Source organism: Variovorax sp. PEI5 (genome assembly GCF_056679935.1).
In genome coordinates, this window is sequence record NZ_JBWXPH010000002.1 from 164,835 (window position 1) to 177,056 (window position 12,222).

13 protein-coding genes are annotated in these 12,222 nt (G+C 70.4%); 4 read left to right on the forward strand and 9 right to left on the reverse strand.

From position 1 onward, the window contains the following. Positions 1 to 38: 38 nt before the first annotated feature. The 4 genes from AC1MLT_RS17255 to AC1MLT_RS17270 form a co-directional block, all read right to left on the reverse strand. The gene (locus AC1MLT_RS17255; RefSeq protein ID WP_481035280.1) at positions 39 to 1,181 is read right to left on the reverse strand and encodes an acyl-CoA dehydrogenase family protein; all 1,143 of its coding nucleotides are present in this window, start codon (positions 1,179 to 1,181) and stop codon (positions 39 to 41) included. A gap of 219 nt (positions 1,182 to 1,400) precedes the next feature. After that, positions 1,401 to 2,051 (reverse strand): enoyl-CoA hydratase/isomerase family protein, encoded by a 651-nt coding sequence (locus tag AC1MLT_RS17260; RefSeq protein ID WP_481035281.1) that lies wholly within the window; start codon positions 2,049 to 2,051, stop codon positions 1,401 to 1,403. Positions 2,052 to 2,054: 3 nt separating this feature from the next. Then, positions 2,055 to 2,891 (reverse strand): enoyl-CoA hydratase-related protein, encoded by an 837-nt coding sequence (locus tag AC1MLT_RS17265; protein WP_481035283.1) that lies wholly within the window; start codon positions 2,889 to 2,891, stop codon positions 2,055 to 2,057. 61 nt (positions 2,892 to 2,952) lie between these two features. Then, the gene (locus AC1MLT_RS17270; RefSeq protein WP_481035285.1) at positions 2,953 to 3,606 is read right to left on the reverse strand and encodes a TetR/AcrR family transcriptional regulator; all 654 of its coding nucleotides are present in this window, start codon (positions 3,604 to 3,606) and stop codon (positions 2,953 to 2,955) included. 198 nt (positions 3,607 to 3,804) lie between these two features. Between AC1MLT_RS17270 and AC1MLT_RS17275 the strand changes: the two genes are divergently transcribed. From AC1MLT_RS17275 to AC1MLT_RS17290, 4 genes are all read left to right on the forward strand, one after another. Further along, the gene (locus AC1MLT_RS17275; RefSeq protein ID WP_481035287.1) at positions 3,805 to 4,785 is read left to right on the forward strand and encodes a Bug family tripartite tricarboxylate transporter substrate binding protein; all 981 of its coding nucleotides are present in this window, start codon (positions 3,805 to 3,807) and stop codon (positions 4,783 to 4,785) included. A gap of 153 nt (positions 4,786 to 4,938) precedes the next feature. Next, positions 4,939 to 5,733, forward strand: a complete 795-nt coding sequence (locus AC1MLT_RS17280; protein ID WP_481035289.1) for an enoyl-CoA hydratase/isomerase family protein — start codon at positions 4,939 to 4,941, stop codon at positions 5,731 to 5,733. Positions 5,734 to 5,770: 37 nt separating this feature from the next. Beyond that, positions 5,771 to 6,664 (forward strand): HpcH/HpaI aldolase/citrate lyase family protein, encoded by an 894-nt coding sequence (locus AC1MLT_RS17285; RefSeq protein ID WP_481035290.1) that lies wholly within the window; start codon positions 5,771 to 5,773, stop codon positions 6,662 to 6,664. A 1-nt stretch (position 6,665) separates the two neighbouring features. Further along, the gene (locus AC1MLT_RS17290; protein WP_481035291.1) at positions 6,666 to 8,570 is read left to right on the forward strand and encodes an AMP-binding protein; all 1,905 of its coding nucleotides are present in this window, start codon (positions 6,666 to 6,668) and stop codon (positions 8,568 to 8,570) included. A gap of 22 nt (positions 8,571 to 8,592) precedes the next feature. Here the strand turns inward: AC1MLT_RS17290 and AC1MLT_RS17295 are convergent, their stop codons facing one another. From AC1MLT_RS17295 to AC1MLT_RS17315, 5 genes are all read right to left on the reverse strand, one after another. Further along, entirely contained in the window at positions 8,593 to 8,925 is a 333-nt protein-coding gene (locus tag AC1MLT_RS17295; RefSeq protein ID WP_481035292.1) for a hypothetical protein, read from the reverse strand. Next, positions 8,922 to 9,506: a T6SS effector amidase Tae4 family protein gene (locus AC1MLT_RS17300; protein ID WP_481035294.1), complete on the reverse strand. Its 585-nt coding sequence runs from the start codon at positions 9,504 to 9,506 to the stop codon at positions 8,922 to 8,924. Before AC1MLT_RS17300 ends, AC1MLT_RS17295 begins: the two co-directional genes overlap by 4 nt. Beyond that, a complete protein-coding gene (locus AC1MLT_RS17305; RefSeq protein WP_481035295.1) occupies positions 9,499 to 9,852 on the reverse strand; it encodes a hypothetical protein in 354 nt (117 codons plus the stop codon). Before AC1MLT_RS17305 ends, AC1MLT_RS17300 begins: the two co-directional genes overlap by 8 nt. A 553-nt stretch (positions 9,853 to 10,405) precedes the next feature. After that, complete coding sequence (locus AC1MLT_RS17310; protein ID WP_481035296.1) at positions 10,406 to 10,804, reverse strand: cupin domain-containing protein; 399 nt, start codon at positions 10,802 to 10,804, stop codon at positions 10,406 to 10,408. Between the two features lie 33 nt (positions 10,805 to 10,837). Beyond that, positions 10,838 to 12,208 (reverse strand): NAD-dependent succinate-semialdehyde dehydrogenase, encoded by a 1,371-nt coding sequence (locus AC1MLT_RS17315; protein WP_481035298.1) that lies wholly within the window; start codon positions 12,206 to 12,208, stop codon positions 10,838 to 10,840. Positions 12,209 to 12,222: the final 14 nt, after the last annotated feature.

A 12,222-nucleotide genomic window follows, 5' to 3' on the forward strand; every position in this document is an offset into this window, starting at 1 on the left:
CGCCCGGCGCGCACTCATCCGCTCACTCGCTCATGTGCTCACAGGCCCAGCGTGGCGGCGATGATGTTCTTCTGGATCTCCGAGGTGCCGCCGCCGATGGTCGCGAGGCGCGAGTCGCGGAAGAAGCGCTGCATCGGATATTCCATGCAGTAGCCATAGCCTCCGAGCACCTGCAGGCAGACATCCGAGATCGTCTTGTACGACTCGGCCACGTGGTACTTCAGCACCGCCGCATCGGCGCGCTCGGCCCGGCCGTTCTCCATCAGCCAGGCATAGCGGCGCACCAGGGCCTGCGAGGTGTCGAGCAGGACCTTCATGTCGGCGAACTTGTGCTGCGTGACCTGGAAGCTGCCGATGGTCTTGCCGAACTGCTGGCGCGTCTTCGCATAGTCGAGCGCGTATTCGAAGGCCCGCCGCGCCGCGCCGATGCGCGCCGCCGACAGGCACAGGCGCTCGTAGCGCAGCGTGTCCTCGCAGATCGACCAGCCCCGGTCGAGCTCGCCGAGCAGGGCGCTGCGCGGCACCCGCACATCGGTGTAGGTGACCTCCGTGGTGCCGATGGCGCGCTGGCCCAGGGTGGGGATGCGGCGCACCTCGATGCCGGGCAGCGCCGTGTCGACCAGGAAGGTGCTGATGCCCTGCTGCTTCCTGGCCTGGTCGCTGGTGCGCACGGCCAGGAGGACGTACTGCGCGATGTCCATGCCGGAGGTCCATTGCTTGCGGCCGTTGATGACGAAGTGGTCGCCATCGGCCACCGCGCGGGTGCGCAGCGCCGCCGCGTCGGAGCCGGAGTCGGGTTCGGTCAGGCCGAAGGCGAAGGACAGCTCGCCGGCGATGACCCCGGGGACGATGCGGCGCTTCTGCTCCTCGGTGCCGTGCTTGAGCACCGCGTAGCAGCCGAAGGTGAAGCTGCGGAACAGCCACAGGCCCAGTTCCTCGAAATGGTTGCCGGTCTCCTCCAGCAGCAGCGCCAGATCGGTCGCCGAGCCGCCGGCGCCGCCGTACTCCTCCGGCGCGATCAGGCCCAGCCAGCCATTGCGCGCCAGGGCCTGGAAGGCCTCGCGCGGCGGTGTCTCGGTCTCGTCGCAGCGCGCCACGTAGTCCATGCCGCAGACGTCGTCCAGCAAGGCGCGCACGTGGCCGAGCATGGCTTCCTGGTCGCTGGTGATGCCGAAATTCATGGGAGGGGCTTCCTTGGAAGGACGGGAACGGCGGCGGTCGCGTCACGACGGCAGGATCGGCCCCGGAGTGTTGCAGATGATTTAATCAGGTGATTGAATCGTAGGGCGAGCCATGGCCGCTGTCAATCGAGGGGCGATGTGAAAGGCGATGCGACGGGCCCGGGCGCGCGACGCCGCAGGGCGGGCCGCTCGGGCCTGCTCGGGCCCGCTCGGGTGCGCTCAGCGTGGCGACCGGGCCGGCGTGGAGCCGGTCGTGGCGCCGGCGTGCCCGGCCGCCAGCGCGCGCGCCAGGGCCAGCGCGTGGGCGAGCGGGTCGTCGTCGACGACCTCGGTCACCAGGCCCCAGCAGCGGGCCTGCGCGGCATCGAAGGTGCGGCCGGTGAGCGCCGCGTAGGCGGTGCCGCGCGATGTCATGGCCTGGCCCACCGCCTTGACGATCTGGCTGCCGGGCACCAGGCCGAAATTGATCTCCGGCAGGCCGAACCTCGCATCCTGGGCGGCGAACACCACGTCCGAGGCCTCCAGGATCGGCAGCGCGCCACCGAAGCAGTAGCCACGCACTGCCGTCAGCACGGTCTGCGGCAGCTGGTGCAGCAGGCCGGTGCGCCAGTGGTCGGTGGCGGCGCGGGCGCGTCGCAGCAGGTCCGGCGGCCGGGTCGAGCTGTCGAAGAAATCCTTCATGTCCATGCCGGCCGAGAAATGCTCGCCGATGCCATGGAACACCAGCGTGCGCACGTGCTCGTCGTGCCGCGTGCGCAGCAGCGCCTCCTCCAGCGCCAGCGTCATCTCGACGCCGATGGCATTGCGCTTGGCCGCCCGGTCCAGGCCGATGCAGCGGATGCCGTCGCCGACGTCCTCGATGCGCAGCATGGCCTACCCGCCCAGGCCGGGCTTGCTCCGGCCGGCCAGGAAGCTCTCCACCGCCGCCGCGCGCGGCGAGGGCCGGCCGGCCTGCAGGGCCTTGAGCTCGGCGAAGCGGGCGGCGTTGTAGCTGAGCGCGCCATCCCAGCTCATGGCGCCGACATGCTGCAGGGTCTCCTTGGTGAAGCGCAGCGCCAGCGGGTCCTTGGCGGCCAGCTCGGCGGCCAGGAGATCGGTCTCCGGCGCCAGCCGCGCGGCCGGGAAGCTGCGGGTGACCAGGCCGTTGCGCGCGGCCTCCACGCCGTCGAAGGAGCGGCCGGCCAGCGCGTGGTAGCGCGCCGCGCGTGGTGTCATCACCCGCGAGACCGACTTGGCGACGGCTCCCTCGGGCATCTCGACGTCGTCGATGCCGGCGAGGCGGAAGTCGGCATCGTCGGCGGCGAAGGCGATGTCGCAGCCCTCGACCACAGCGATCGCGCCGCCGTGGCAGCAGCCGTGCACCATGGCGATCACCGGCTGCGGCAGCAGGCGCAGGCGCCGGACGCGCCAGTCGTCGGCGGTCGCCCGCGCGGCGCGGCGCGTGCGCGCGTCGTGTCGCGTGGCATCGTCGAAGTCGGCCGTGTCCAGGCCGGCGCAGAAATCTTCGCCAGCGCCACGCAGCACCAGCACCCGCACCGCCGGATCGAGCATCACGGCATCGAGCAGGGCGTCCATCGCCAGCGTCATCGCCACGTCGATGGCGTTGCGCCGCGCCGGCCGGTGCAGGGTCACGGTGAGGATGCCATCGGCCAACTCGGCGAGCAGCGGCTCGGAGGGCGGCAGGCGGTCGTCGGGTCCGGCGTAGGGCATGCGGTCGGTCTCCTGGAGGGCGGCGGGCGGCGGGCGACAGGCCGTGGAAGGGGCGGATGGCTCAGGGCGCGCGCAGGCCGGCGGCGGCGAAGCGCACCAGTTGCTCCAGCGCGGAGCGGGCATCGGTGGTGTCGATGCCACCGCGCGTGATCGATTCGATGCGCCCCGGCACGGCCATGGTGTAGACCATCGAGCCCAGCACGAAGTGGAAGCGCCAGTACAGGTCCTCGCGCGAGAGCCTGGGCAGCGCCTTGGCGAGCGCCTTCAGCGCCATCTCGCTGGAGTGGTCGAAGGCCTTGCCCAGGGCCTCGCGCTTGACCTCCTCGCGCTCGAACACCATGCGCGCGCGCAGCAGCGTGAAGGCGATGCCGTCGGGCGTGTTGAGGGCATCGAGCGCCGGCTCCAGGAAGGCCCGCAGCACGTCCTCCAGCACCGGCCGGCCCTGGCGGTCGAGCGCCAGCTGGCCCAGCAGCTGCTCGCGCCGGTCGGCGATCGGCCGGGCCCGGCGGGCGAACAGTTCCTCCAGCACCGCTTCCTTGGAGCCGAAGTGATAGTGCGCGGCGGCGCTGTTGACCCCGGCGGCGGCGGTGATCTCGCGCAGGCTGACGCCATCGATGCCGCGCTGGCTGAACAGCCGTTCGGCGGCCTGAAGAATCCGTTCCGGCGTGCTCGTCGTCGACTCCGCCACCGCTCCTGCGTCCGTTGCCCCTGCCATCGTCTGCCCTCTGATTGGAAAGATTCATTCTAGGGCTTGTCATGATTCAATCAAGCGCTTGATTGAGATACTGTCCGGCGCAGGTGCCGTCGGGCACGCGGGCCCGGTGCCCGCGCATCCGGCGGTGTGGGGCTCACGCTGGACAACGGCGGCACCGCCAGCACGGGAGACATCCCGGCCGCTCTGGAAGGAAGACACATGCATCGCATCGGACGTTTCGGACGCGCGCTGGCCACCGGCGTGGCACTGGCCGCCTCGGCCCTGGCCAGCGGGGCCCAGGCCCAGGACTACCCGTACAAGCCCATCCGGGTCGTCGTGCCGAGTTCGCCGGGGGGCAGCCCCGACACGCTGGCGCGCCTGATCGCGGTGCCGCTGGGCGAGGAGCTCGGCCAGCCGCTGGTGGTGGACACGGTGCCCGGCGCCGCCGGCATCATCGGCACCGACAAGGTCGCCAAGGCGCCGGCCGACGGCTACACGCTGCTCTATGGCTTCAACCAGATCGCGACGATGAATCCGTCGCTCTACAAGAAGCTGCCCTACCAGCCCGAACGCGACCTGATGCCGCTCGGTCTGACGCTCAACCTCAGCTACATGTGGATCGCCAACCTCGACTTTCCGCCGACCAGCATCGGCGAGCTGGTGCGGCTCAATCGCGCCAGGCCGGGCAGCGTGAACTACGCCTCGACCGGTCCGGGATCGGCGGCGCACCTGGGCGGCGTGCTGCTCGAGCGCATGACGCAGACGCAGATGACGCACGTGCCCTATCGCAGCAATACCAACCCCGACCTGCTGGCGGGCATCGTGCAGCTCAAGCTCGATCCGGTGGCGGCGTCGATCGGCCTCGCCCGCTCCGGCAAGGTCAAGGTGCTGGCGGTCAGCTCGCCCCGGCGGCTGGCGGTGCTGCCGGACGTGCCGACCGTGGCCGAGAGCGTGCCCGGCTACGAGATGACCGGCTGGCAGGGCTTCTGGGCCCCGGTCGGCACGCCACCGGCCATCGCCCGGCGGCTCAACGAGGCGATCGTGAAGGTGATCCATCGGCCGGACATGCAGAAGCGCATCCAGGAGCTGGGCTACGAGCCGCTGGGCTCCAGCCCCAAGGAGATGGCCGACCGCATCCACGACGAGCTGGCCGAGTGGAGCGGCATCCTGCGCCAGGCGCAGATCACCCTCGAGCCCTGAGCCGGGCACGAGCCAAGCACGAGCCGGGCACGAGCCGGGCATGGGCCGGGCATGGGCTGGGCCGGCGATTGACGCGCCCTCGCGGCGAGGCCCATAATTCAATCAATCGTTTGAATCAACTGATTGACCGGCTCGCGGGCCGTCGATGGCTCCATGACCGAAACCACCTACCAGACCCTCGGCGTGACGCGGCAGGACCGCGTGGCGGTGCTGACCCTGCAGCGGCCCGAGGCCATGAACGCGATCAGCATGCGGATGCGCGCCGAGCTGCGCGACGCGCTGGACGCGCTGCGCCGGGACCCCGGCATCGGCGCGGCGGTCCTGACCGGTGGCGGCGACAAGGCCTTCTGCGCCGGCATGGACCTGCGCGAGTTCGCCCGCGCCAATGCCGAGCTGCCGGTCGCCGAGCTCAAGCGCTTCCGCTGGGACCAGGGCGAGGGCATCGCCGCCTTCGACAAGCCGATCCTGGCGGCGGTCAACGGCCTGGCCATCGGCGGCGGCGTGGAGCTGGCGCTGCTGTGCGACCTGGTGTTCGCGGCCGAGGAAGCCAGCTTCGCCTTCGGCGAGATCCAGCGCGGCCTGATGCCCGGCAATGGCGGCACCCAGCGCCTGGCGCGCCGCATCGGCCAGCCGCGCGCGCTGGAGCTGATCCTCACCGGCCGCGCGGTCGGGGCGCTGGAAGCGCTGGCCATCGGGCTGGTCGAGCATGTGGTGCCCCGCGCCGAGCTGCTCGACCGTGCCGTGGCCCTGGCCGCCCGCATGGCGGCCCAGGCGCCGGTGGCGGTGCGCACCGCGCGCGAGGCCATCCGGCGCGGCGCCGAATTGCCACTGGCCGATGGCCTGCGCCTGGAGCAGGACCTGGCGTCCTTCCTCTACACGACCGAGGACGCGCGCGAAGGTCCGCGCGCGTTCCTGGAGAAGCGCCCGCCGGTCTGGCGCGGCCGCTGACGGACCACCACCCACCCGCCACCAGAAAGCACCCGCCATGGGATCCCCACCCCGCATGTTCCGCACCCTGATGTTCGCCCCGGGCAGCCGGCCGGAGCTGCTCGCCAAGGCCCAGGCCGGCGATGCCGACGCCCTGATCTTCGACCTCGAGGACTCGGTGCCGGCCCAGGCCAAGGACGAGGCGCGCCGCCACGTGGCGCAGGCACTGGCCGCCGGGCTGCGCAAGCCGGTCTACCTGCGCGTCAACAACCCGCGCGCCGGCGACTTCCACGGCGACCTGGCGGTGCTCGACCACGCGGCGGGCCTGGACCGGGTGATGGGCGTGATCCTGCCGAAGGCCGACGACGCCGACGACGTGCGGGTGGTCGCCGCCGGACTCGACGCCCTGGAGGCCCGGACCGGCGCCACTCCCGGGACGCTGGGCATCCTGCCGCTGATCGAGACCTGCCTCGGCCTGCGCAACACCTTCGACATCGCGCGCGCCTCGCCGCGCGTGGCCGGCATGGCGCTGGCCAGCGCCGAGGAGGGCGATTTCATGGTCGACCTGGGCGGCCACTGGACGCCACACAGCCGCGCGCTGGCCTATCCGCGCGGCAAGCTGGTGGTCGACGCCCGCGCCGCCGGGCTGGACTGGATCGTCGACGGCGTGTTCATGAACCTGCGCGATGCGGACGCCCTGCGGGCCGAATGCGCGCTCGCGCGCGAGCTCGGCTTCGTCGGCAAGATGGCCATCCATCCGGCGCAGGTGGCGACCATGCACGAGGTCTTCACGCCCGGCGCCGAGGAGGTCGCGCATGCCGAGGGCCTGATGGCCGCGTATCGCGAGGGCGCGGAGCACGGCATCGGCGCGGTCAAGTACCGCGGCATGATGGTCGACCTCGCCAACGTGCGGATGGCCGAGCGCACGTTGGCGCTGGCGAGGGGGCGCTGAGATGGCTGATCTCCCCGACAACGCGGGCGAGGGCGGCGTGCCACCCCGCCATCACGCGCCGCTGCGCGATCTGGCCGACATCGAGGCCATCGAACGCGTCCCGCTCGAACAGCGCATCACGCGCTGGGACTTCGCCCGGAACCTGCTCGACGGCTGCCGCCACGCGCCGGACAAGGCGGCCCTGCACGTGACCGACAACGGCGATCTCGATGGCCGGCTGCTGACCTGGAGCTTCGCCGAGCTGGAGCGCCAGTCGCTGCGCATCGCCAACCTGCTGCGCGCCAGCGGCGTCGGGCCGCGGGACGCGGTGGCCATCGTCAGCCCGACCGTGCCGGCGCTCTTCGCGACCCTGATCGGCGGCCTGCTGGCCGCCCGGCCGTTCCCGATCAACTGGATGCTGGACGCCACCGCGCTGGGCGACCTGATCGAGCGCAGTGGCGCCCGGGTGGTGATCGCGCTGGGCCCGACGCCCGGCTTCCCGATCTGGGACAACGTGCGTGGCGCGCTGGCCGCGATGGCGCGGCCGCCGCTGCTCTTCACGCTGCACGACCCGTTCGGCCCGGCGCACGCGCACGACCTGCTCGCCGCCGCCGCCGTCCACCCGCACGACCGGCTGGCCTTCGAGCGACCGATCGCGCGACGCGCCGACGTCGCCTGCTACGTGCATTCCGGCGGCACCACCGGCCATCCGAAGATCGTCCGGATCCTGCATGGCGGCATGGTCTACCGGCAGTGGGCCGCCAACATCGGCCTGGCCTTCACGCCCGACGACGTGGTGCTGTCGGACACGCCGCTGTTCCACATCGGCGGCCTGCTGGTGCGCGGGCTGGTCTCCACCGCCGATGGCCAGACCACCATCGTGCCGAGCATGCATGGCGCGCGCGACAAGGCCTACCTCGGCAGCTACTGGCGCTATGTGGAGCGCTTCGGCGTGACGCAGATCTCGGGCGTGCCGACCACGCTGTCGGTGCTGGCGAAGAACCCGCCGACGACCGAGGACATCTCCTCGCTGCGGCCGTACTTCGCCACCGGCTCGACCGCCATGGCGCCGGCGGTGCAGGAACGCATCGGCGCCATGACCGGCGCCCGCGCGCTGCAGAGCTATGGCCTGACCGAGAACACCAGCCACGTGGCGCTCGACCCGCGCGACGGCGAGATCCGGCGTGGCTGCTCGGGCATCCGGGTGCCCTACATGCGGGTGCGCATCGTGCGCATGGGCGAGGATGGCGCGGTGCTGCGCGACTGCGCGAGCGGCGAGGACGGCATGGTGCTGGTCGGTGGGCCAGGCGTGGCCGGCGGCTATCTCGATGCCGCCCAGGACATCGGCACCTTCCTGCCCGATGGCTTCCTGGTCACCGGCGACCTCGGCAGCATCGACGCCGACGGCTACATCCGCATCAGCGGGCGGCAGAAGGACCTGATCATCCGCAGCGGGCACAACATCGAGCCGCGCCTGATCGAGGATGCGCTGCTGCAGTCGCCCTGGGTCGCCCAGGCGGCGGCGGTGGGGCGGCCCGACACCCACGCCGGCGAGCTGCCCATCGCCTATGTCGAGCTGCATCCCGGCGCGCGGGTGACGGCCGAGGAACTGCTGAGCTATGCCGCCGAGCGCATCCCCGAGCGCCCGGCGGTGCCCAAGGAGATCATCTTCCTGGACAAGCTGCCGCTGACCGCCGTGGGCAAGCCGATCAAGCACCTGCTGCAGGTCGATGCGGCCCGGCGCGTCTTTGACGCCGCCCTGCGGCCGGTGCCGGGCACCTGGACGCTGGAGGTAGTCAACACCGGCGGCAGCGGCCTGCGTACCACGCTGCGCCTGCGCGGCGACGCGCCGGGCGCGCGGCAGGCGGCGGAAGAGATCCTGTCGGCCTACTCGACGCCCTACCGGATCGAGGACGCGGCGGACTGAGCCGTCCGGCCGCTGGGCGGTGCTACGGCCAGACGAAGGCGTAGTAGCCGACGTGGAACAGCGCCGTCAAGACCACGAGCATCGTCGCGATCGCGAGGAACCGGGACGGGGTGAGCGCGTGAGCCTGCCGATGGCCGACCATGACCCACGCGACGGGTGGCCCCAGTACGAACAGCCCGATCATCGCGTGGCCCCACCAGGACACGCTGCAATGCTCGAGGTCCCAGCAACCATGCCAGCGGCCCACCAGCGGCCACGACAGGCGTTGCGCCAGTTGGCTCGCGAACAGGGCGCAGAGCCAGGAGGCGAGCACGCCCGCCACCAGGAAGACCGTGACCCCGGTGGCTCGTCTCACTTGAGCTCCCATAGCAAGATCTTCCGTGCCTGGCCAAGATCCGAGTACCACGCCGCACCGAGGCCGACCGTGAAGCGCAGAAAATTGTTGATTCGCCCTTGCACCGACGCGGCCGTCAACGAGTGACCATTCCAGAGGTCAATGTGATCCCCTGATGCAATCTGCTCCTTGTCACGCAACCAGTAATCTTTGAAGAAAATGACTCCCTGCCTCTGTTTGGCAGTGGTCCGCCAATCTCGCCCGGTGATGTCCAACGGTCTTGGGCACCCTGCGAACGGGCGCAGGAGAAGCCAGTCGGCCACTTCCTCCGCGCGCAGCATGTGAGCGCTCGAATGGCCTCGATACCAACAACAAGCACCCTTGAAGGACTTGTTTGTGATTCCTGCGTTGGCAAAGCATGTACCGACGCGGATGGCGCATTCGTCAGAAAACGCCGCCTTGCCCGTAGCTGGGTCTCTGCAAGGAGCTGCGTCTGCGGGGTAGGCCTCCCACAACTCGGAGAACGTGATCGTCTTGAGTTGAATTTCTGCTGTCGAATCCCGCTTCGCGTTGGTCGGCAGCCGTCGCATCGTATTAGGCATTGCGCTCTCTCCAATGCCTCACCAAGGCTTCGTCCCCCCAATAAACCGTCAGTGAGCCGGCGACAAGCGTAGTGACACGTGGAAGATTTCCCCGCGCATCCGTATAGCCAAACAGACCGCGACCATCGGAGGTTTCCACGAAGTACGGGTAGTCGGTGACGGGTCCGTCCGTGCTCACTGCAACCACCATCTCGTCGAAGCTGTCCGGCTGGTCGGTCGCTCCGTGGCCCGCGTCCATGTCGTCAAACCAGACGTCGCCCGCCAGATTCGCCACGATACGTGGAGGTCGTGCACACTTGCACAGGACCACATCGCCATCCAACGCAACCTCGCCCATGAAGTTCATGCGGCATGGTCCGCCCGTCTTTGCAATGGTGCCTGTGTTCTTGCACGTTTCGCATTAGGCGTGACCACCAATCAATGCGACTTGATGGCCGGCATCACTGCAAGTACATGACGGACCTGCATACGGCAGGATGCTTCCACCACGTTCCAATCGATCTCCTACGCACGCTATTCTGCGCATCTTGAGTCGGCTTCCCTGGTTGTTGTCAGCAATTGATCGTTTCGCCCATGAGCGCTTCCGATCGTCGTCGATGGGCCGCGCACGTCGTTGCTGCAGTGTCAGCGCGCATCGGCGATGTGCCGAGTCGCTCTCGCCGTGCTGGCGCGGCCCGTCGCGGATCTTAACGAGTGCGCTTTTTTCGGCTTCCCGGACACATCGCATGACGAGAGATTGGGCGAGACGCGACGGATGCCTGCTGCCGTCAAGGTGAATGCGCTGCGCTAACGCATGACACAGACCTGAGTGGCCCCGACGGCGGTGGCGCCGCGAAGGAAATCCCTGCGTGCGTTCATTCTTTGGTCTCCTGGGCGGTCCGGTGGCGGTCGCGGCGCGGCTAGACGTGCTCGGCCGTGACCGCGCGCGTCTCGCCGGTCTCCACCAGGGTGCGGGTGGCATCGACCCGGCCATAGATCCAGAGGATCTTCATGCCCTCGGTGTCCGAGGCATTGCGGAAACGGTGCGGCACGCCGGCCGGGATGAAGGTGGTGTCCTGCGCCACCAGGTCGTGGTGCGCCTCGCCGATGTCGAACACGGCACGGCCCTCCAGCAGCATCACGCTCTCCTCGCAGTTGTGGAAGTGCCAGGGGATCTGCGCGCCGGGGCCGAACTCCGTGATGCCGTTGATGAAGCTCCGCGCGCCCAGGCGCGCCGACACCAGCGGGATGGTGCGGGCGCCGCCGCCGCGTTCGTAGGCCTTGAGGGCGGCGGGGTGAAGGATGGTGGCTTCGGCCATGGGGGTCTCCTTGAAGGGGGCTGTGAGGTCGGATCAGATCGCCGGTCCGGTCCAGACGGTCTTGATGTTGGTGAATTCCTGCAGGCCATGATGGCCGAGCTCGCGGCCATAGCCCGACTGCTTGACGCCGCCGAAGGGCAGCCGCGCATCGGAGGCCACCAGGCCGTTGACGAAGACGGCGCCGGCGTCGATCTCGCGCGAGAGGGCGCGGGCGCGATCGGCATCGCCGGTCCACAGCGCCGCGCCGAGTCCGAACTCGGTCGCGTTGGCCAGTGCCACGGCCGCCTCGGCATCGGGTACGCGCAGGATCGCGGCCGCCGGGCCGAAGGTCTCCTCGCGCGCCACCGTCATGCCCGGGCTCACGTGGTCCAGCACGGTGGGCTGGTAGTAGAAGCCGGGGCCGGCTTTCGAGCGGCCGCCGGCCAGCAGCCGCGCGCCCTCGGCGATGCCGGCGCGCACCTGGCGGTCGAGCTCGTCGCGCAGGTTGCCGCGCGCCAGCGGGCCTTGGGTGGTGGCCGGATCCATCGGATCGCCGACCACCAGCTTCGCCACGCCGGCGCAGAACGCGGCGGCGAAGCGATCGCCGATGGCGGCCTCGACGATGAAGCGCTTGGCCGCGATGCAGCTCTGGCCGGTGTTCTGGAAGCGCGCCCTGACGGCCACCGCCGCAGCGGCCTCGACATCGGCATCGGCCAGCACGATGAACGGATCCGAGCCGCCCAGCTCCAGCACCTGCTTCTTGAGCGCGCGGCCGGCGCGCGCGGCGATGTCACGGCCGACCGGCGTCGAGCCGGTGAAGGTGACGGCGGCGATGCGGTCGTCGTCGATCAGTCCGGCCACCGCGCCGGAGCCCACCAGCAGGGTGGTGAACAGCCCGGGCGGCGCCTCGGCCTCGACGAACAGCCGCTGCAGCGCCAGCGCGCACTGCGGCACGTTGGCCGCGTGCTTGAGCACCAGCGCGTTGCCCGCCGCGATGGCCGGCGCGATGCCGCGCAGCGCCTGCCAGAACGGATAGTTCCAGGGCATGACGGCCAGCACCACGCCCAGTGGATCGATGACGATGCGGCTGTCGGTGGCATTGCTCGCCACCACCTGGTCGGCCAGCATGGCCGGAGCGTGGGCGGCATAGAAGTCGCAGGTGACGGCGCTCTTCTCGATCTCGCCCCGGGCCTCGGCCAGCGGCTTGCCCATCTCCAGCGAGATCAGGCGCGCCCATTCGTCCTGGTGGCGGCGCAGCACCACGGCCACGCGCGCGAGCAGCCGGGCGCGTTCGGTCGGCGGCTGGCGGCGCCAGGCGCGCTGGCTCTCGGCGGCGCGCGCCAGGGCGCTCTCGATGGCGGTGGCATCGGCCTCGTCGAAGGTGGCGAGCACGGCGCCGTTGGCGGGATTGATGGAGCGGGGCATGGGGGGCTTCCGGA

Coding starts and splice junctions, on each gene's coding strand:
- AC1MLT_RS17255 (WP_481035280.1), bottom strand. CDS start 1,181: ATGAATTTCGGCATCACCAGCGACCAGGAAGCCATGCTCGGCCACGTG.
- AC1MLT_RS17260 (WP_481035281.1), bottom strand. CDS start 2,051: ATGCTGCGCATCGAGGACGTCGGCGACGGCATCCGCTGCATCGGCCTG.
- AC1MLT_RS17265 (WP_481035283.1), bottom strand. CDS start 2,891: ATGCCCTACGCCGGACCCGACGACCGCCTGCCGCCCTCCGAGCCGCTG.
- AC1MLT_RS17270 (WP_481035285.1), bottom strand. CDS start 3,606: ATGGCAGGGGCAACGGACGCAGGAGCGGTGGCGGAGTCGACGACGAGC.
- AC1MLT_RS17275 (WP_481035287.1), top strand. CDS start 3,805: ATGCATCGCATCGGACGTTTCGGACGCGCGCTGGCCACCGGCGTGGCA.
- AC1MLT_RS17280 (WP_481035289.1), top strand. CDS start 4,939: ATGACCGAAACCACCTACCAGACCCTCGGCGTGACGCGGCAGGACCGC.
- AC1MLT_RS17285 (WP_481035290.1), top strand. CDS start 5,771: ATGGGATCCCCACCCCGCATGTTCCGCACCCTGATGTTCGCCCCGGGC.
- AC1MLT_RS17290 (WP_481035291.1), top strand. CDS start 6,666: ATGGCTGATCTCCCCGACAACGCGGGCGAGGGCGGCGTGCCACCCCGC.
- AC1MLT_RS17300 (WP_481035294.1), bottom strand. CDS start 9,506: ATGCCTAATACGATGCGACGGCTGCCGACCAACGCGAAGCGGGATTCG.
- AC1MLT_RS17305 (WP_481035295.1), bottom strand. CDS start 9,852: ATGAACTTCATGGGCGAGGTTGCGTTGGATGGCGATGTGGTCCTGTGC.
- AC1MLT_RS17310 (WP_481035296.1), bottom strand. CDS start 10,804: ATGGCCGAAGCCACCATCCTTCACCCCGCCGCCCTCAAGGCCTACGAA.
- AC1MLT_RS17315 (WP_481035298.1), bottom strand. CDS start 12,208: ATGCCCCGCTCCATCAATCCCGCCAACGGCGCCGTGCTCGCCACCTTC.